Annotated in this window: 17 protein-coding genes; 12 read left to right on the top strand and 5 right to left on the bottom strand. The window is 68.0% G+C overall.

From position 1 onward, the window contains the following. Nucleotides 1–50 precede the first annotated feature (50 nt). On the top strand, nucleotides 51–1,955 hold the full coding sequence (locus tag ASC70_RS22725) for a peptide MFS transporter (protein ID WP_056055012.1): 1,905 nt from the start codon (nucleotides 51–53) through the stop codon (nucleotides 1,953–1,955). Nucleotides 1,956–2,083: 128 nt separating this feature from the next. Here ASC70_RS22725 and ASC70_RS22720 read toward each other — a convergent pair whose 3' ends face one another. Continuing rightward, complete coding sequence (locus ASC70_RS22720) at nucleotides 2,084–4,150, bottom strand: TonB-dependent siderophore receptor (protein WP_056055011.1); 2,067 nt, start codon at nucleotides 4,148–4,150, stop codon at nucleotides 2,084–2,086. 198 nt (nucleotides 4,151–4,348) lie between these two features. On the opposite strand from ASC70_RS22720, the gene ASC70_RS22715 reads away from it, so the two are divergent. After that, nucleotides 4,349–4,846 (top strand): GNAT family N-acetyltransferase, encoded by a 498-nt coding sequence (locus tag ASC70_RS22715; protein ID WP_056055008.1) that lies wholly within the window; start codon nucleotides 4,349–4,351, stop codon nucleotides 4,844–4,846. A gap of 7 nt (nucleotides 4,847–4,853) precedes the next feature. Here the strand turns inward: ASC70_RS22715 and tldD are convergent, their stop codons facing one another. From tldD to ASC70_RS22695, 4 genes are all read right to left on the bottom strand, one after another. Continuing rightward, on the bottom strand, nucleotides 4,854–6,299 hold the full coding sequence (gene tldD / locus ASC70_RS22710; RefSeq protein WP_056055006.1) for a metalloprotease TldD: 1,446 nt from the start codon (nucleotides 6,297–6,299) through the stop codon (nucleotides 4,854–4,856). Between the two features lie 73 nt (nucleotides 6,300–6,372). After that, the gene (locus tag ASC70_RS22705; RefSeq protein ID WP_056055004.1) at nucleotides 6,373–7,188 is read right to left on the bottom strand and encodes a GIN domain-containing protein; all 816 of its coding nucleotides are present in this window, start codon (nucleotides 7,186–7,188) and stop codon (nucleotides 6,373–6,375) included. Nucleotides 7,189–7,210: 22 nt separating this feature from the next. Next, nucleotides 7,211–7,774, bottom strand: coding sequence for a DUF1700 domain-containing protein (locus tag ASC70_RS22700; RefSeq protein ID WP_056055001.1), 564 nt, complete (start codon nucleotides 7,772–7,774; stop codon nucleotides 7,211–7,213). Beyond that, nucleotides 7,771–8,097, bottom strand: a complete 327-nt coding sequence (locus tag ASC70_RS22695; RefSeq protein WP_047411906.1) for a PadR family transcriptional regulator — start codon at nucleotides 8,095–8,097, stop codon at nucleotides 7,771–7,773. Before ASC70_RS22695 ends, ASC70_RS22700 begins: the two co-directional genes overlap by 4 nt. Nucleotides 8,098–8,469: 372 nt before the next feature. On the opposite strand from ASC70_RS22695, the gene coxB reads away from it, so the two are divergent. From coxB to ASC70_RS22650, 10 genes are all read left to right on the top strand, one after another. Then, a complete protein-coding gene (gene coxB, locus ASC70_RS22690) occupies nucleotides 8,470–9,408 on the top strand; it encodes a cytochrome c oxidase subunit II (protein ID WP_056054998.1) in 939 nt (312 codons plus the stop codon). A 26-nt stretch (nucleotides 9,409–9,434) separates the two neighbouring features. After that, nucleotides 9,435–11,099 carry a cytochrome c oxidase subunit I gene (gene ctaD / locus ASC70_RS22685; RefSeq protein WP_056054996.1) on the top strand — a complete coding sequence of 555 codons (1,665 nt, stop codon included), beginning with the start codon at nucleotides 9,435–9,437 and terminating at the stop codon, nucleotides 11,097–11,099. Between the two features lie 99 nt (nucleotides 11,100–11,198). Then, a complete protein-coding gene (cyoE, locus tag ASC70_RS22680; protein ID WP_056054992.1) occupies nucleotides 11,199–12,206 on the top strand; it encodes a heme o synthase in 1,008 nt (335 codons plus the stop codon). Continuing rightward, entirely contained in the window at nucleotides 12,203–12,364 is a 162-nt protein-coding gene (locus tag ASC70_RS24685; RefSeq protein WP_082539918.1) for a hypothetical protein, read from the top strand. The genes cyoE and ASC70_RS24685 overlap by 4 nt, the downstream gene beginning before the upstream one ends. Next, nucleotides 12,342–12,998: a cytochrome c oxidase assembly protein gene (locus ASC70_RS22675; protein ID WP_056054990.1), complete on the top strand. Its 657-nt coding sequence runs from the start codon at nucleotides 12,342–12,344 to the stop codon at nucleotides 12,996–12,998. The genes ASC70_RS24685 and ASC70_RS22675 overlap by 23 nt, the downstream gene beginning before the upstream one ends. A 70-nt stretch (nucleotides 12,999–13,068) precedes the next feature. After that, a complete protein-coding gene (locus ASC70_RS22670; RefSeq protein ID WP_056054987.1) occupies nucleotides 13,069–13,941 on the top strand; it encodes a cytochrome c oxidase subunit 3 in 873 nt (290 codons plus the stop codon). Nucleotides 13,942–14,066: 125 nt separating this feature from the next. Continuing rightward, nucleotides 14,067–14,429: a DUF983 domain-containing protein gene (locus ASC70_RS22665; protein ID WP_047411891.1), complete on the top strand. Its 363-nt coding sequence runs from the start codon at nucleotides 14,067–14,069 to the stop codon at nucleotides 14,427–14,429. Further along, nucleotides 14,422–15,108: an SURF1 family protein gene (locus tag ASC70_RS22660; RefSeq protein ID WP_056054985.1), complete on the top strand. Its 687-nt coding sequence runs from the start codon at nucleotides 14,422–14,424 to the stop codon at nucleotides 15,106–15,108. Before ASC70_RS22665 ends, ASC70_RS22660 begins: the two co-directional genes overlap by 8 nt. Continuing rightward, nucleotides 15,108–16,505, top strand: a complete 1,398-nt coding sequence (thrC, locus tag ASC70_RS22655) for a threonine synthase (protein WP_056054982.1) — start codon at nucleotides 15,108–15,110, stop codon at nucleotides 16,503–16,505. The genes ASC70_RS22660 and thrC overlap by 1 nt, the downstream gene beginning before the upstream one ends. Before the next feature lie 46 nt (nucleotides 16,506–16,551). Continuing rightward, entirely contained in the window at nucleotides 16,552–17,823 is a 1,272-nt protein-coding gene (locus ASC70_RS22650) for a pitrilysin family protein (protein WP_056054979.1), read from the top strand. Nucleotides 17,824–17,827 lie beyond the last annotated feature (4 nt).

Genomic DNA, 17,827 nt, shown 5'->3' with positions numbered 1-17,827 from the left:
TGACCGGGGGTGGTCAAGGCCCAGCCACTCGTCACGTTCAAGGCTAGTGTATGAATATCGTTATCGCCGCGGGCATTCTGGTCACGCTGGTGACCGGAATTCCCGTCGTCATTCAGCTCCTGAAGGGCCACCCGCGCGGCCTGATCATCTGTTTCCTGGCCGAGATGTGGGAGCGCTTTTCCTACTACGGCATGCGGGGCCTGCTGATCTTCTATCTGACCCAGCACTTCCTGTTCGACCCGAAGGTCGCCAGCGGCCACTACGGCTCCTACACCTCGCTGGTTTATATCGTGCCGTTGCTGGGCGGCTTCCTGGCCGACCGCTACCTGGGCACCCGCAAGGCCGTCGCGTTCGGCGCGATCCTGCTGGTGGCCGGCCACCTGGCCATGGCGGTCGAAGGCAAGCCGGCGGTGCAGACCCTGACCTATGCCGGCCAGACCTATGAGTTCCAGGCCCAGGGCCGCGGCGACGAGCGCCTGGCCCGGATGATCGTGGCCGGCAAGCCTTATGCGGTCACCGCCAGCGAGGCGGGCGATTTCGAGATCAAGGGCCTGCCCGCCGACGCGGCCGTCCCCGCCGTCCTGCCCAAGGGTCAGTACAAGCTGGACGTGAAGGACCGCGACCCGCTGTACCTGAACATCTTCTGGCTGGCCCTGTCGCTGATCATCGTCGGCGTCGGCTTCATGAAGGCCAATGTCGCCACCCTGGTCGGCCAGCTCTATCCGCAGGGCGATCCGCGCCGCGATCCGGGCTTCACCCTCTATTATTACGGCATCAATCTAGGCTCGTTCTGGGCCGCCATCCTGTGCGGCGTGCTGGGTGTCAATGTCGGCTGGTGGGCCGGCTTCGGCGCGGCGGGCATCGGCATGCTGGTCGGCTTCGTGATCTTCGTGCTGGGCAAGCCCTGGCTGCTGGGTCATGGCGAGCCGCCGGAAGGCGCCAAGCTGAAGGAAAAGGTCGTCGGCCCGATCAGCCGCGAGCTGGTGATCTACGGGGTCTCTGCGCTGGCGGTGGGAGCGGTGTTCCTGCTGGTGCAGCACACGCCGGTCGTAAGCGCCACCCTGCTGGCCGGCATGTTCGGTTCGCTGGGCTATATCCTGTGGTTCGCCTTCGCCAAGTGCGAGAAGGTCGAGCGCGAGCGCCTGCTGCTGGCCACGGTGCTGGTGCTAGGCGCGGTGGTGTTCTGGACCCTGTTCGAACAGGCCGGCTCGTCGCTGAACCTGTTCGCGGCCACCAATGTGAACCTCAAGCTGCTGTCCAAGCCGGTCGAATGGTTTGGCGGGGCGGTGGTGCTGGGCTCGCCCGAACAGCTGACCACGGCCGGGATCTCCACCACGGGCAAACTGTGGGTCAACACGGCCTTCAACGCCGCCCAGACCCAGGCCATCAACGCCGGTTGGATCCTGATCTTCGCTCCCGTCTTCGCCGCCCTGTGGACGGTGCTGACGGCGCGCGGGGTCAATCCCAACCCGATGGTCAAGTTCGGCCTGTCGCTGATCCAGGTCGGGGCCGGCTTCCTGATCCTGCTGATCGGGGCGCAGTTCGCCGACGGCGCCTTCAGGATGCCGCTGATCTTCCTGGTGCTGATGTACATGCTCCACACCAGCGGCGAGATGTTCATGTCGCCGGTCGGCCTGTCGCAGATGACCAAGCTGTCGCCGGTCCAGATCGTCTCGTTCGTGATGGCCGTCTGGTACATGGCCCTGGCCATGGCCAACCTGTTCGGCGGCTGGATCGCCGCCATCGCCTCGACCGAGACCATCGGCGGCCAGGTCCTGAACCCCGCCGCCGCCATGACCCAGTCGCTGCTGGTGTTCAAGATCATCGGCCTGGTGGCGATCGGGATCGGGGTGCTTTTCCTGGTCCTGGCGCCCTTCCTGAAGAAGTGGTCGCACGGCTCGGACGACACCAGCGCCGCGCCGATCGCGGATTCTACCGTCTCCGGTCAGGCTTGACCTGACCAGAGGAACGAAGGGCCCCAGCGCAAACTGGGGCCCTTCTCCAAGGCGTGGAGGGGCCACGCCTTCCCTCGGGTGGGAACGGCCTTCGCGGTGGCTCAAACCACGAAGGCCGCTTTCCGCTCCTACCCGAAGCTCTTTCGCACCTTGATGAACAGGTAGGGCTCGAACGGGAGTTCGCGCTGTTCGGTCTGCGCGACGATTCCCGAAGCCCGGTTGCCCGCGTACATCACTCGGGTGCGGGTTTTGTGACGGCTGGTCCAGTTGGCCAGCTCGGTGCGGATAGTCAGGTCCTGGCGCGGCCGCCATTCGACGAAGCCTTCCAGCCATTGCTCGAACTTGAAGGTGCGCACCTCGCCGACGCGGTAGTAGCGCTCCTCGTTCTGGCAGTTGGTGATGGCGCCCCAGCTCCACCGGCCGCCCGGCATGTCGCGCGTGAAGCTGATGTTGCAGGTGAACGGCGTCTGGCCCGAGATGCGGCGCTTGACCCGGGTGACCGGGTCGGTGACCTGGCTCTGCGCCCACGAGAGCCGCGCCTTCAGTTGGCCGCCGCTGACGCCCAGCCTGTCGGTCGGCAGGGTCAGGTTGGCCTGGTAGAAGTCGCTCTTGCCGTCGCCGATATTGCCCGGGGCCTCGAAAGTGGTGTTGATCGGGATGACGTCGACGACGTCCTTGATCTCGGCGTGGCGGTACAGCAGCACCAGGGCGCCGCCGCCCCAGAAGCGCTTTTCCCAGGCGGTCTCGATCGTCCAGCGGCGGTCCGGCTCGAGGTCGGGATTGCCGGCGTCGACCGTGCCGGTCTCGGTGCCCGCCGACGAGACGAAGTCGTCGAAATCCAGCTGGCCGACCTCGCGCTCGATCCGCACCCGCAGCTGGTCGGTCGTGGTCGGCGACCAGGTCGCGAGCAGGCGGGGTTTGGGATAGAAGAACGACTTCGAGAGGTCGGTGTCGCCGCTCTGGCTGATGCGCGAGACCTCCATGCGGGCCCCGGCCTCGAGGTTCAGCTTCGGGCTGGCCCGCCAGATCGCCTTGCCCGACAGCTCGCCGCGCAGCTCCTCGACCTTGACCTGGGCGGCCGGCAAGCGGATCGCGACGCGGTTCTCGGAATAGCGGGTGTCGCCGTCCAGGAAGTTGTAGGCGCCCTCGACCCCGGCCTCGAACGACAGGCTGTCCGAGCGCCGGTGCTTCAGCTCCGAGCGCAGGATGGTTTCGCCGGTGTCGGTCTTGGACGCGTAGTCGACGAACAGGCTGGGGGTCTCGAACGTCGAGCCGTAATTCTCACGCTTCAGGTTCTGCAGCAGAACCAGCTGCAGGTCCGAGCGCGGCGACAGGCTCCGGTCGTAGCGGGCCCCGAATTCGCCGGAGAGGTTCTCCCGCGTCTCGCCGTTCAGCTCGCGGGCCGGGGCCGGAAAGACGCGGGTGGCGGTCACGTCGCGGTCGAAGCTGAAATACTCCAGCTTGCCGTTGACCCGAGCCTTGCCGCCCAGCACCGGCCGCTGGACGGCCCCGCGCAGGATGTAGTTCTCGAAGATGTCGTAGCCCTTCAGGGCGTCCTTCGAGATCGGAACGCCGGCCCCGTTGACGCGCAGGCGTGACGCCCCGTCAAAGGTGTTGTCGGTGCGGTCGCGGGTGGCCTTCAGCGAGCCTTCCAAGGCGTTGTCGCCCTCGCGGCGCGAGCCTTCCAGTTCCAGGACCGGGCCGAAGAAGCCGTCCGGATAGACGTAGGTCTGCAGGTTGACGACCTTCTGGACCTGGACGGTGCGCTTCAGGACGATGTTGGCCATCACCGTGCGGCCCTGCATATCGATGCCCGGCGCGCCGCCGCGGATCAGGTCGATGCGCTCGACCGTGGGCGCCGCGATCCGCCGCAGCATGTCCTCCAGGGACTCGTTCTTGCTGGTGGGGCGTTCGCCGTTGATCAGGAAGTTGCCGGACGTCCCGGCGAAGCCGCGGGCGCTGTCGCCCTGCTCCAGCGAAAAGCCGGGCAGGCGGGTGATCATGTCCAGCGCGGTGCGGGGCTGGGCGGCGGCGAAGAACGCGGGCGGGTAGGCGATGACGCCACGCTGGGCCGGATCGACCTCCTGCGGCGCGGCGGCGGCCGGGGGCGAGGACGGCTCGGCCGTGCTCACGGCCTGGTCCTCGTCGAGGGGCGCGACGCCCGCCAAGGCGATCAGCAGCGCGGTCGCAAGCATTGGCGTTCGTCCCCCAAAAGCGGCCCTCCCCTGGGCCGGGCGAAATGTGGGGGCACGGTGGCGTTGGCCGTGGCGCGAAGAAAGTTACATCCGTGAAATGTGGATTAAACCTTTGAAAGGTTGCCGCTGATCACCCAACGCGGCGGCTTGCGGGGCGAGGCTCGGGGCCATAGGTGCGGGCGTGATGGGGAGCTTGAGATGACCGACACCGTGGCGCCGCTGACGGCGCAGGACCTGGCGGGCGCCGACGGCGCGGCGCTGCTGGCGCTGAACAACGCCCATGCGGTCGAGCTGTCGTGGCTGGAGCCGGAGCGGCTGGCGCATCTGGTCGCCGAGGCGTTCGTGGCCCGGCGGGTCGGCGTGGCCGACGCCCTGCTGCTGACCTTCGATCAGGCCGCCGACTACGACAGCCCCAACTTCCTGTGGTTCCGCGAGCGCTACGACGCCTTCGTCTATGTCGACCGGGTGGTGGTGGCCGACGGCGCGCGGGGCAGGGGCCTGGCGCGGCGGCTCTATGACGACTTGTTCGCGGCCGCCAAGGCGGCGGGCCACGAACGGATCGTCTGTGAGGTCAATGCCGATCCGCCCAATCCGGCCTCGGACGCGTTCCACGCGGCGCTGGGGTTCGTCCCGGTGGGGACGGCCCAGATCCACGGCGGGAAGAAGACGGTGACGTATCTGGAACGGGTGATTTAGGGCGGTCCTAAACCGCCGTACCGCCCACCGTCAGCCCCGTGATCTTCAGCGACGGCTGGCCGACGCCGACCGGCACGCCCTGGCCCGACTTGCCGCAGACGCCGATGCCGGGGTCGAAGTCGAAGTCGTTGCCGATCATGGTCACCCGGGTCAGGGCGCTGGGGCCGTCGCCGATCAGGGTCGCGCCCTTGACCGGCGCGGTGATCTTGCCGTCCTCGACCAGATAGGCCTCGGTGCACTGGAAGACGAACTTGCCGTTGGTGATGTCGACCTGGCCGCCGCCAAAATTGGCGCAGTAGAGGCCGCGCTTCAGCGAGGCGATCATCTCCTGAGGATCGTCGTTGCCCGCCAGCATGCCGGTGTTGGTCATGCGCGGCATCGGCATGTGGGCGTAGGACTGGCGGCGGCCGTTGCCGGTGGCCTTCATGCCCATCAGCCGCGCGCTCATCCGGTCGTGCATGTAGCCTACCAGAATGCCGTCCTCGATCAGGATGGTGCGCTCGGTGGGCGTGCCTTCGTCGTCGACGGTCAGCGAGCCGCGGCGGCCCGGGATCGAGCCGTCGTCGAACACCGTGACGCCCTTGGCGGCGACGCGCTCGCCCAGGCGGCCCGAAAAGGCGCTGATGCCCTTGCGGTTGAAGTCGCCTTCCAGGCCGTGGCCGACGGCCTCGTGCAGCAGCACGCCGTTCCAGCCCGGGCCGAGCACCACGTCCATCTCGCCGGCCGGGCAGGCCACGGCGTCGAGATTGACCAGGGCCATGCGCAGGGCCTCGTCGACCTGCTCCTGCCACTTGTCGGGCGAGATCCAGGCCGCGAAGCCGGCGCGGCCGCCGGCCCCGGCGCTGCCGGTCTCGCGGCGGCCGTCCTTCTCGACAGTGACCTGGACATTGACCCGCACCAGCGGGCGCACGTCGCGGATCAGCTTGCCGTCGGCGCGCAGGATCTCGACCACCCGCCGCTCGCCGGCCATCGAGGCCATCACCTGCACGACACGCGGGTCGCGGTCGCGGGCGAAGGCGTCGATCTCCTGAAGCAGGGAAACCTTGTCGGAGAAGTCGGGCGCGGAAACCGGGTTGTCCTCGCCATAGAGCTTTTCGTTGGTCGAACGCGGGCTCTCGGCGGAAACGCCGGCGTGGCCGCGCTTGGCCAGGCTGGCCGAATCGGCGGCGCGGCGGATGGCGGCCTCGCTGATCTCGGCGGCGTGGGCGTAGCCCGCCGTCTCGCCGGCCACGACGCGCAGGCCGAAGCCCTCGCCGCTGTCGTAGGAGGCGCTCTTCAGGCGTCCGTCGTCGAAGACGAAGGCCTCGCTCTCGGAGCGTTCGAGGAACAGTTCGCCGTCGTCGGCCCCAGCCAGGGCCTCGCCCAGGATGGTCCGGGCGCGTTCGGGATCGACGCCGGCGGCGTCCAGGAGGGAGGGGCCCAGAAGGGAAGAGGCGGAGAGCGGTGCGTTCATGAGCCTACAGGTAGGCGTTCCGAAGGCGTCCGTCACCCCGCCCCTATTGTCGCAAGGGCCTTCTGTGTCCTGATCAGTACTCGCGGCGGATCTCGCCGGAGCCACTGATCTCGCTGCTGACGAGCTTGGGCTCGGTGCGCAGCTCGACGTCGCCGCTGCCGGAGATGTCGATCTTGGCCTTGTTGGTCGCGAACAGCGCGCCGCCGCCGCTGCCCGAGGTGTCGAACACCGCGTCCTTGGCCTTCAGGTCGGTCAGGTTCACCCAGCCCGAGCCCGAATTGTCCACGGCGACGGTCTCGGTTCGGCCGGCGGCCTGGACGTCGCCGCTGCCGCTGACCGTCACGGCCAGGGCCGGGTGGTCGTAGCGGCGGATCTCCAGGTCGCCCGAGCCTCGAACGTCGAACTTGGTGATGTCCGGGGCGATGACCGTGATCTTCACGCGGTCGGAGTCGCTCTGAACCCGAACGCCGTGATGGTCGATGGTCAGGGTGTCGTGGTCGACGTCGTCGCCCTCGTCCAGGCCGATGTGGCCGCCGTCGACGCGCAGGCGGTCGAGGTAGCTCTTCGGTCCCGAAGCCACGATCTTGGCCTCGGCGCCTTGGACGAACACCACGTCGACCGGCAGGTCGATGATCAGCTGGTCCTTGCCGCTCCAGGCGAAGGTGCGGTCGACGGACGGCGAGGGCCGCTCGCCGGCGACGGTGACCTTCCGGGTCGTGCGGATCACCTTGCCATTCTCACGGACGACGATGGTGTCGCGGTCGTCGAAGGGCAGGGTCCAGCCGTTCTTCATGATCTCGGGGCCGGCGATGGCCGCGACCCCGGCGAAACAGGCGATGGCGAGCGCGAAGCTTGCGGCGCCGACAATGAGTGTGTTGCGGATTAGCATAGTGTCCCCTCCTCTTCGCCGCTCAGGCTTGGTCCATGGCCGGCTTCAGGAGCCGGAAGTGCAGGCGGCCGTACCAGACGACCGCGTTGACGACGCCGACCGTGACGACGGTCAGCAGGGCCCCCAGGAAGGTGGCCGTGGCCATCAGGCCGACGCCCGCCAGGAAGGCGGTGATCGGTCCGCCCGGAGGCGCGGCCAGCGGCCCCATGGCGAAGACGAAGCCGCCGACCACGAACAGGGTGACGACCGCGACCAGCACGCCGAACAGCGCGCCCAGCACGCCCATCAGCAGGGGCAGCAGGAACATCAGGTCCAGCGCCCCCAGGCCCAGCAGGGCGATGACGGCGGCCATGGCGTTGGAGGGATTCTTCTTCTCCTCCCACTGCTTGAGGCCAGCCTCGGCGCGCAGCTCGCGGGCCAGGCGGTCGGGATCGCCGAGCGCGGCGGCCACTTCGGCTTCACTGCGGCCGGCGGCCTGAGCGTCGGCGAAGTGGGCCTCATGGTCGGCGACGATGTCGGCGATGGTGGTCACCGGCAGGCCGGCCAGGCCACGGCGCAGGCGGGTCATGAACTCGGCCTGGGTCATGCGGAGGCTCCCACGATGTCGTTCACCGCGTTGGCGAACGTGGTCCACTCGGCCTTCTGCTGGGCCAGGCTCTGACGGCCGGCGGCGGTCAGGCGGTAGTACTTGCGCGGCGGACCGCTCTGGCTTTCCACCAGATAGGTCTCGACCAGCCCATCCGACTGCATGCGGCGCATCAGCGGATAGATCGTCCCTTCCCCCATATCGATGTCCCTCGTGAGCCTGCTGGCGATCTCGTAGGCGTAGCTGTCGGCGTGCGAGAGCAGGGCCAGCACGCACAGCGCCAGCACGCCTTTCTTCAACTGTATTTCAATGGCTTCCGGCACGATGTCCTCGCCTCCTTGGATGCTGCCTTCTATCGCACGGTACTGAGTGGTGCAAGGTACCTACTGATGAACGATACGTAATGATGCGGAAGCCCTTTTGGCGGCCGAGGAAACGGATTCCCGGCCATAGCGCCTCATGCCGGGGGCAACCGGGCAATCCCATGCCGCGTGCGTGGTCTCTGGCGCTTGGCAACCGCTGGCGATGCGCGTATGCAGCCTCGGACCGACCATCGGGCGGACTGGACGTCGACGCGCGACTCACTATGAGCGACGTCGACGGCGGGCGCTGGATCGAGGGTCTCGTAAATACAAGTCGGCGCGGCGCGGCCTTGGATAGAGGTCAACTCGCCGCCGAAACGGGCCGTGAGGGATATGAAGGCGCAATTTTCGGGGATTCGGCGGATCATGACGGGCGCGTCCGCCCTCGCCGCCAGCATCGTGTTCTCTGGGATGTTCGCGGGGAACGCCCTCGCCGAGGATCTGATGGGCCAGCCCACGCCGGGGGCCATCGATCTCCAGCCGGCCGCATCGGAGCTGAAGCACCACGCGATCTGGTTCCACAACATCGTCCTGATGCCGATCGTGACGGGCATCACCCTGCTGGTGCTGGGCCTGCTGATCTGGATCGTGGTGCGCTACAATAAGAAGGCGAACCCGATCCCGGCCAAGTTCAGCCACAACACCTCGGTCGAGATCGCCTGGACCTTGATTCCGGTCCTGATCCTGATGGTCATCGCCATCTTCTCGTTCCGCCTGCTGTTCCACTACAACGACATGCCCAAGCCCTACATGACCGTGAAGGCCACGGGCTATCAGTGGTACTGGGGCTACGAATATCCCGACCAGAAGATCAGCGAGATCGTGTCGCTGCCGCTCACCAAGGAGCAGGCCGACGCCAAGAAGGTCCCGTACCTGCTGGCCGCCGACAAGGCGATGGTCGTTCCCGTGAACCAGGTCGTCCGCGTCCAGGTCACCGGCGCCGACGTGATCCATGCCTTCGCCCTGCCGGCCTTCGGCCTGAAGATCGACGCCATCCCGGGCCGCCTGAACGAAACCTGGTTCAAGGCCGAGCGGACCGGCGTGTTCTACGGCCAGTGCTCGGAACTCTGCGGCGTCGACCACTCGAACATGCCGATCGAGATCCACGTGGTCTCGCAAGGCGAGTTCGACGCCTGGGTCAAGGAGAAGGTCGCGCCGCCGGCCGCCGCTCCGGCTCCGGCCGCCGCTGGCGCCGCCGCGACCCCCGCCTCGGCTCCGGCCGCCGCCCCCGCTTCCGCTCCGGCCGCGGCTCCCGCCGCGCCGGCGGCCTAAGAATACGATCGTAGGATAGAAGTCCGATGGCTCACGCCGCAGACACTCACGGCCACGACGGTCACGACGACGCCGACCACAAGCCGCCCTTCTTCGCCCGCTGGTTCTTCTCCACGAACCACAAGGACATCGGCACCCTCTACATCCTGTTCGCCATCATGGCGGGCCTGGTTGGCGGCGCCCTGTCGGGCCTGATCCGCTGGGAACTGATGGAGCCGGGCATCCAGGTGTTCTCGGACACCGGCCTGCTGGCCCAGCTGGGCGTCTTCAAGGGCAAGCACGGCTATAACGCCGTCGTCACCGCCCACGCCCTGATCATGATCTTCTTCATGGTCATGCCGGCCATGATCGGCGGCTTCGGCAACTGGTTCGTCCCGATCATGATCGGCGCGCCGGACATGGCCTTCCCGCGGATGAACAACATCTCGTTCTGGCTGCTGGTCGCCGCCTGGTGCCTGCTCTGCACGTCGATGTTCGTCGACGGCGGCCCGGGTCACGGCTTCGGCGGCGGCTGGACGATCTATCCGCCGCTGTCGACCATCGGCCACAAGGGTCCGGCCATGGACCTGGCGATCCTGTCGCTCCACTTGGCCGGCGCTTCGTCGATCCTGGGCGCGATCAACTTCATCACCACGATCTTCAACATGCGCGCGCCGGGCATGACCCTGCACCGCATGCCGCTGTTCGCCTGGTCGGTGCTGATCACCGCCTTCCTGCTGCTGCTGTCGCTGCCCGTCCTGGCCGGCGCCATCACCATGCTGCTGACCGACCGTAACTTCGGCACGCATTTCTTCGACCCGTCGGCCGGCGGCGACCCCGTCATGTTCCAGCACCTGTTCTGGTTCTTCGGCCACCCGGAAGTGTACATCCTGATCCTGCCGGGCTTCGGCATCATCAGCCACATCGTCTCGACCTTCTCCAAGAAGCCGGTGTTCGGCTACCTGGCGATGGCCTACGCGATGGTCGCCATCGGCTTCGTCGGCTTCGTCGTGTGGGCGCACCACATGTACACGGTCGGCATGAGCATCAACCTGCGCGCCTATTTCGTGGCCGCGACGATGATCATCGCCGTCCCGACGGGCGTGAAGATCTTCAGCTGGATCGCCACGATGTGGGGCGGTTCGCTGGACTTCAAGACGCCGCTGCTGTGGGCGATCGGCTTCATCTTCCTGTTCACCGTCGGCGGCGTCACGGGCGTCGTCCTGTCGAACGCCGGCATCGACTACAGCCTGCACGACACCTATTACGTGGTCGCGCACTTCCACTACGTGCTGTCGCTCGGCGCGGTGTTCGCGATCTTCGCCGGCTTCTTCTACTGGTTCGAGAAGATGTGGGGCGTGAAGTACAACGAAGCCCTGGGCTGCCTGCAGTTCTGGATCATGTTCGTCGGCGTGAACCTGGTGTTCTTCCCGCAGCACTTCCTGGGCCTGCAAGGCATGCCGCGTCGCTACGTCGACTATCCGGAAGCCTTCGCCAAGTGGAACTACGTCTCGTCGGTCGGCTACATGATCACCGCCGTCGGCGTGGTCGTGTTCCTGGTCCTGCTGCTGGAAGCCGCGATCCGTCGCCGTCCGGCCGTCGCCAACCCGTGGGGCGAAGGCGCCACGACGCTGGAATGGACCCTGTCCTCGCCGCCGCCGTTCCACCAGTTCAGCGAACCGCCGGTGATCAAGGAAGACAGCCACCACTAAGCTGTCGTCCTAACTGGACCTAGAAAGCGGGGCGCGGTCGGGATCCTTAAGGGTCCAGGCCGCGCCCTTCGCCCATTGAAGACCGATATATTCCTCTCGATGTCGAAGACCCTCGCCATGACCCCGGAGACGGCCCAGCCGGACACGACAGAGACCGCGCGCTGGCAGGACTATTTCCAGCTGATGAAGCCGCGCGTCATGTCGCTGGTCGTGTTCACCGGCCTGACCGGCCTGCTGGCGGCCCGCGCGCCGATCCATCCGGTGCTGGGCGCGATCGCGGTGCTGTGCATCGCCGTCGGGGCCGGCGCCTCGGGCGCGCTGAACATGTGGTACGACGCCGACATCGACCGGCAGATGCGCCGCACGCGCGGCCGTCCGGTCCCGGCCGGCAAGGTCAAGGGCGAGGAGGCCGCCTCGCTGGGCGTCGTGCTCTCCCTGCTGTCGGTGATGTTCCTCGGCTTCGCGATCAACTGGTTCGCCGCCGGCCTGCTGGCCTTCACCATCGTCTTCTACGCCGTCGTCTACACGATGTGGCTCAAGCGCTGGACGGCGCAGAACATCGTCATCGGCGGCCTGGCCGGCGCCCTGCCGCCCGCCATCGGCTGGGCCGCGGCCACGGGCTCGGCTCCGCTGAACGCCTGGCTGATGGTGGCGATCATCTTCTTCTGGACCCCGCCGCACTTCTGGGCCCTGTCGCTGTACGTCACCACCGACTACGCCAAGGCCGGGGTGCCGATGCTGCCGGTGGTCAAGGGCGCCAAGGAGACCCGCAAGCAGATCCTGATCTACAGCCTGCTGCTGGTTCCGCTATGCCTGACACCGGTGCTGACCGGCCTGGGCGGCCCGATCTACCTGGCCGTGGCCGCGCTGGGCGGGACGGTGTTCCTGATCCTGGCCTGGCGCGTGTTCGCCAGCAGGGCCGGCGACGCGGCCGACCCGCGCGTGGCCGACCGGGCTCTCTACGACGTCACCGAGGACGAGAAGGCCGCCGGCTCGAAGGCCGCGCGCAACCTGTTCGCCTTCTCGATCCTGTATCTTTTCGCCCTGTTCGCCGCCCTGCTGGGCGAGGCCGTGGCGGGCGTGCACGCCCTGGAGCTGCTCAAGTGAACCAACCGGCAGACAGTCAAGCGGCCCGCGACGCGGCCAGGAAGGCCCGCAACGGGCGCAACATCGCGCTGGGCCTGGGCCTCGTGGCCTTCGTCGTCATGGTCTTCGTCGTCACCCTCGTGAGGCTCGGCGCCAATGTCGCCCACCCCCATCCGTAAGGGACGCACCCCCAAGCCGGCCCCGACCGCGCAGGAGCGCCGCAACGGCAAGGTGGCCCTGATCTGCGCGGCGGCCTTCTTCGGCATGGTCGGGGCGGCCTATGCCGCCGTGCCGCTGTACAAGCTGTTCTGCCAGGCCACGGGCTTCGACGGCACGGTCCGCAAGGCCGTGGCCAAGCCGACCCGGATCCTGGACCGCAAGGTCAAGGTCCGTTTCGACGCCAACATCCGCGACCTGCCGTGGCAGTTCCAGACGCTGCAGGCCAGCCAGGACGTGCGCATCGGCGACACGGGCCTGGCCTTCTTCAAGGTCACCAATCCCACCGACAAGCCGCAGACCGGCCGGGCGCTCTACAACGTGGTGCCCGAATCGGCGGGGCCGTATTTCCAGAAGCTGGAGTGCTTCTGCTTCACCAGCCAGACGATCCAGCCCCACCAGACGGTGGAGTTCCCGGTCGTCTATTTCGTGGATCCCCAGTTCGCGGACGATCCCGAAACCAAGGGCAAGAACGAGATCACGCTCTCGTACACGTTCTTCCCCGCCGTCGATGACGGCAAAGCTGGGAAAGTCGCCGCATCGGCGACGCCTCGTATCGTCGAACCCCTTGGCGGCGCACCGTCGAGAGGGCTATAGCGTTTCAGAACGACCACGGCGCGGGGGGACCAGCGACCGTGCTCAGAGGGATATAAGGGTTAGCAGCAACATGGCCGGCGCCGTCAAACACGACTACCACATCCTTCCGCCCAGCCCGTGGCCCTTCGTGGGTTCGGTCGCCGCGACCGTCATGGCCATCGGCCTTATCGGTTGGATCAAGGGCGGCGTGTTCGGCATCGAGAAGGGCAACTGGGCCATCTTCGCCGCCGGCGTCGCGGGCGTGCTCTACACCATGTTCGGCTGGTGGTCGGACGTGGCCAAGGAAGCCAAGGCCGGCGACCACACCCCGGTGGTCTCGATCGGCCTGCGCTATGGCATGATCCTGTTCATCGCCTCGGAAATCATGTTCTTCGTGGCGTGGTTCTGGATGTTCTTCGAGATGGCGCTGTTCCATCACCACCGCACCCTGTCGGCGATCGAGGAAGTCCGCACCGCCTGGGCCACCTGGCCGCCCGCCGGCGTCGAGACCGTCTCGCCCTGGCACCTGCCGCTGGTCAACACCCTGACCCTGCTGCTCTCGGGCACCACGGTCACCTGGGCGCACCACGCGCTGCAGGTCGGCGACCGCAAGGGCGCCAAGTGGGGCCTGATCCTGACCATCCTGCTGGGCGCGCTGTTCACCTGCATCCAGGTCTACGAGTACAGCCACATCAACCACGAGCAGCTGTTCTATTCGGAAGCCGCCGTGAACTCGGGCCTCTATGGCTCGACCTTCTTCCTGGCCACCGGCTTCCACGGCTTCCACGTGTTCGTCGGCACCCTGTTCCTGATCGTCTGCCTGATCCGCCTGCTGAACGGGGCCTTCACGCCCAAGCAGCACTTCGGCTTCGAGGCGGCCGCCTGGTACTGGCACTTCGTGGACGTGGTCTGGCTGTTCCTGTTCGCGTTCATCTACGTGATCTTCGGGGCCTCGGCCCACTAGAGCCTTCATTAGAAGGCTCCAGCTCACAAAGATGAGCGCGGCGTCGCGCTCGGATCGGAAGATCCCGAGGGGCCCGGAACGCAGACCAGCGTTCCGGGCCTTTTTCGTTTCAAGGCTTAGTCAGCATGACCAAGACCAATCCCTACGCCGCCGGCGCCCGCGGCCTGTGCCCCCACTGCGGCGAGGGCTATCTGTTCGAGGGCTTCCTGAAGGTGGCGCCGCGCTGCGAGGCGTGCGGCTTCGAGCTGGGCAAGTACGAGACCGGCGACGGCGCGGCGACCTTCGTGATCCTGATCGCGGGATCCGTCTGCGCGTTCGGGGCGCTGTTCTCGATGTTCGCCTGGAACTGGCCGGTCTGGCTGCTGCTGCTGGTCTGGCTGCCGGCGGTGCTGGTCATCACCCTGGGGCTGATGCGGCCGGCCAAGGGCCTGATGGTCGCCGCCCAGGTGGCGCAGAAGGCCTCCGAGGCGGGGCGAAGCGATGTCTGAGGCCCCGCCGGCCAGGCCCGGCTTCCCGATCGGCCTGACGGTCGCCACGGGGATCGCCTTCGCCATCCTCTGCGGCCTGGGGGCCTGGCAGGTCCAGCGCCTGCACTGGAAGCAGGACCTGCTGGCCAGGATCGAAACCCTGAAGACCGCCCCGGCCGTCCCGCTGGCCAGCGTGCTGACCGCCGAGACCAAGCCCGAGGCCCTGGCCTGGACCCGCGTCAGCATCGACTGCGCTCCGGTGACCGGCGCGCCGCTGCCGCTCGTTTACGGCGTCCGCGACGGCGACATGGTCTGGCGGGCCCAGGCGCCGTGCGGGATCTCCGCCGCCCGCTACGACATGGTCCTGGTCGATCGCGGCGTCGTCACCGGCCTGACCGGCCAGGTCAGCGCGCCGGACAAGGCTTTCGACGCGCCGCGCCAGGTCACGGGCGTGCTGATGCCCATCGGCCAGCTGGGCGGCGACCGCGCCAAGATCCTGAGCCGCTTCCCGGGCCGCAAGCCCGCGCCGCTGGTGCTGATGGCCGAGCGCGAGACGCCCGCGCCGGCCGGAATCGCGCCCGCGCCGCTGCCGGCAGAAATTTCCAATCGGCACCTGGAATACGCCCTGACGTGGTTCGGTCTTGCCGTAACCCTGCTGTTTATCTATGCCGCCATGCTCTGGCGGAGATTGAGACCCTGATGCGCTACGTGTCGACCCGCGGCCAGTCCGCGTCCATCGGCTTCCTGGATGCGGTGCTGGCCGGCCTGGCCCCCGACGGCGGCCTGTACGTGCCCTCCGAGTGGCCCAGCTTCTCGGCCAAGGAGATCGCGAGCTTCAGGGGCAAGCCCTACGCCCAGGTGGCCGCCGCCGTGGTCGGCAAGTTCGTCGGCGACGACATCCCGGCCGACGACCTGGCCCACATGTGCGAGGAGGCCTATGCCAGCTTCGCCCACACGGCCGTCGTTCCGCTGAAGCAGCTGGGTCCCAACCGCTACCTGCTGGAGCTGTTCCACGGCCCGACCCTGGCGTTCAAGGACGTGGCCATGCAGCTGCTGGGCCGTCTCTACGACTATGTGCTGGAACGCCAGTCGCGGAAGATGACCATCATCTGCGCCACTTCGGGCGACACCGGCGGCGCGGCCGTCGAGGCGTTCCGGGGCCGCAAGAACGCCCGCATCGTCGCGCTCTTCCCGGAAGGCCGCATCAGCGAGGTGCAGCGCCGGTTCATGACCACGGCGACCGACGGCAACGTCGCCTGCATCTCGATCCTGGGCTCGTTCGACGACTGCCAGCACATCGTCAAGTCGGCGTTCCAGGACGACCAGTTCCGCCACGCCGTCGACCTATCGGGCGTCAACTCGATCAACTGGGCGCGGATCGCGGCCCAGAGCGTCTACTACTTCACCGCCGCCGTGGCGCTCGGCGCCCCGGAACGCGAAGTGGCCTTCGTGGTGCCGACCGGCAATTTCGGCGACGCCTACGCCGCCTTCGTGGCCAAGAAGTTGGGCCTGCCGATCCATTCGGTGACCGCCGCCACCAACTCCAACGACATCCTGGCTCGCGCCTTCGAGGACGGCCGCTACGCGCGCGGCGCGGTGGCCGCCACCCAGAGCCCGGCCATGGACATCCAGGTCGCGTCCAACTTCGAGCGTCTGTATTTCGAGGGGGTCCGCCGCGACGGGGTCGAGACCGGCCGCGCCTTCCGCGCCTTCGCCGACACCGGCCTGCTGGACATCCCGCCCGGCGCGCACGCATGGATGCGTGAGCTGTTCCGCGGCGTCTCGGTCAGCGAGGCCGACACCGCCAAGACCATGCTGGCGACGCTGAACGAAACCGGCGAGGTCGTCGACCCGCACACGGCCGTCGGCCTGGCCGCCGCCGCGGGCGTCCGCGTCGATCCGTCGATCCCGGTGGTGGTGCTGTCGACCGCCCATCCGGCCAAGTTCCCCGAGGCCGTCCAGGCGGCCACCGGCCTGCTGCCCTCGACCCCGCGCGCCACGCCGGACCTCTCCAAGAAGCCGGAGAAGTTCGAGCGCCTGCCCGCCGACGGCTCGTCGGTGAAGGCGTTCGTGCGGACCTTCGTGGCCAATACTTGAGCGAAAGCTGGCGTCTAGGCGCGCGAGCGCCTAGATACCGCGGCTCATGACAGCTTCCTTCCGCACCCTCCCCAATGGCGTCCGTGTCGTCTGCGACCCGATGCCGGGCCTCGAAACCCTGGCCCTGACCGTGGTGGCGGGACGTGGAGCGGCCTACGAGGACCCGGCCCGGTCGGGCTGGTCGCACCTGCTGGAGCACATGGTGTTCAAGGGCGCGGGTTCGCGCTCGGCCCGCGACATCGTCGAGGTGATCGAAAGCGAGGGCGGCTCGATCAACGCCGCCACGGGCTATGAGCGCACCAGCTTCCAGGTCCGGGCGCTGAAGGGCGGCCTGGATCTGGGCATGGACGTCATCGCCGACCTGGTGCGCCGTCCGACCCTGGATCCCGCCGACCTGACCCGCGAGAAGCAGGTCGTCGCCCAGGAGATCGCCGAGGCCGCCGACGCGCCCGACGACTACGTCTTCGACCTGATCCAGCGCGCGGCCTGGGGCGACCATCCGGTCGGCCGGCCGATCCTGGGTAGCGACGCGACCGTCGAGGCCGCCACGGTCGAGGCCCTGTCCGATTGGCGCGCGGCACTCTACGCCGCCGACCGCCTGGTGGTCAGCGCCACCGGCGCGGTCGACGAGGCCGAGCTGATGGCCGCCGCCGAGCGCGCCTTCGGCGACCTGCCCGCCACGCCCGGCGCCAGCGTTCCCGCGCCGGCCGCCTTCGTCGGCGGACCCGAGGCCGAGGTCCGCAAGCTGGAGCAGGCGCACCTGGTGTTCATGCTGCCGGCCTGCGGCTCGCGCGAGGACGACTATTTCGCCCTGCGGATCTTCGCCGAGTGCCTGGGCGGCGGCATGTCCTCGCGCCTGTTCCAGGAAGCCCGCGAGAAGCGCGGCCTCGCCTACAACATCGACGCCTATGCCGACACCTATGCCGACCACGGGACGCTGGGCATCTATGCCGGCTGCGCGGCCGGCGACGCGGTCGAGACCGCCAAGGTCTGCGCGGCCGAGGTCGCCAAGCTGATCGAGCGGATCGACGACGCCGAGCTGGCCCGCGCCAAGGCCCAGCTGAAGGCCCACACCTTCATGGCCCGCGAGCAGCCGCTGTCGCGCGCCGAGCAGGGCGCGGGCCAGGTGCTGCTGTTCGATCGCCTCTATCCGGCCGCCGAATTGGCCGCCGAGGTCGACGCGGTGACGCCCGCCGACGTCGCTCGGCTTGGCCAGCGCCTGCTGGCCAAGGGTCGCGCCGCCACGGCCGTGCTCGGGGCCAAGTCGGCGCTCAAGGCCGGCGAAGCGTTCGACAAGGCGTTGTTCTCCGCCGCCTGACCAT

This window comes from Caulobacter sp. Root343 (genome assembly GCF_001425745.1).
GTDB lineage: Bacteria > Pseudomonadota > Alphaproteobacteria > Caulobacterales > Caulobacteraceae > Caulobacter.
The sequence above is the reverse complement of the archived record's forward strand: the minus strand, read 5'-3'. Positions and strand labels throughout refer to the sequence as shown.

What these genes read in the sequence shown, in the direction of transcription:
- tldD (WP_056055006.1), bottom strand. Translation starts at nt 6,299, where the DNA reads ATGAACGCACCGCTCTCCGCCTCTTCCCTTCTGGGCCCCTCCCTCCTG.
- ASC70_RS22720 (WP_056055011.1), bottom strand. Translation starts at nt 4,150, where the DNA reads ATGCTTGCGACCGCGCTGCTGATCGCCTTGGCGGGCGTCGCGCCCCTC.
- ASC70_RS22660 (WP_056054985.1), top strand. Translation starts at nt 14,422, where the DNA reads ATGTCTGAGGCCCCGCCGGCCAGGCCCGGCTTCCCGATCGGCCTGACG.
- ASC70_RS22650 (WP_056054979.1), top strand. Translation starts at nt 16,552, where the DNA reads ATGACAGCTTCCTTCCGCACCCTCCCCAATGGCGTCCGTGTCGTCTGC.
- ASC70_RS22675 (WP_056054990.1), top strand. Translation starts at nt 12,342, where the DNA reads ATGTCGCCCACCCCCATCCGTAAGGGACGCACCCCCAAGCCGGCCCCG.
- coxB (WP_056054998.1), top strand. Translation starts at nt 8,470, where the DNA reads ATGAAGGCGCAATTTTCGGGGATTCGGCGGATCATGACGGGCGCGTCC.
- ASC70_RS22665 (WP_047411891.1), top strand. Translation starts at nt 14,067, where the DNA reads ATGACCAAGACCAATCCCTACGCCGCCGGCGCCCGCGGCCTGTGCCCC.
- ASC70_RS22670 (WP_056054987.1), top strand. Translation starts at nt 13,069, where the DNA reads ATGGCCGGCGCCGTCAAACACGACTACCACATCCTTCCGCCCAGCCCG.
- ASC70_RS22700 (WP_056055001.1), bottom strand. Translation starts at nt 7,774, where the DNA reads ATGACCCAGGCCGAGTTCATGACCCGCCTGCGCCGTGGCCTGGCCGGC.
- ASC70_RS22705 (WP_056055004.1), bottom strand. Translation starts at nt 7,188, where the DNA reads ATGCTAATCCGCAACACACTCATTGTCGGCGCCGCAAGCTTCGCGCTC.
- thrC (WP_056054982.1), top strand. Translation starts at nt 15,108, where the DNA reads ATGCGCTACGTGTCGACCCGCGGCCAGTCCGCGTCCATCGGCTTCCTG.
- ctaD (WP_056054996.1), top strand. Translation starts at nt 9,435, where the DNA reads ATGGCTCACGCCGCAGACACTCACGGCCACGACGGTCACGACGACGCC.
- cyoE (WP_056054992.1), top strand. Translation starts at nt 11,199, where the DNA reads ATGTCGAAGACCCTCGCCATGACCCCGGAGACGGCCCAGCCGGACACG.
- ASC70_RS22725 (WP_056055012.1), top strand. Translation starts at nt 51, where the DNA reads ATGAATATCGTTATCGCCGCGGGCATTCTGGTCACGCTGGTGACCGGA.
- ASC70_RS22715 (WP_056055008.1), top strand. Translation starts at nt 4,349, where the DNA reads ATGACCGACACCGTGGCGCCGCTGACGGCGCAGGACCTGGCGGGCGCC.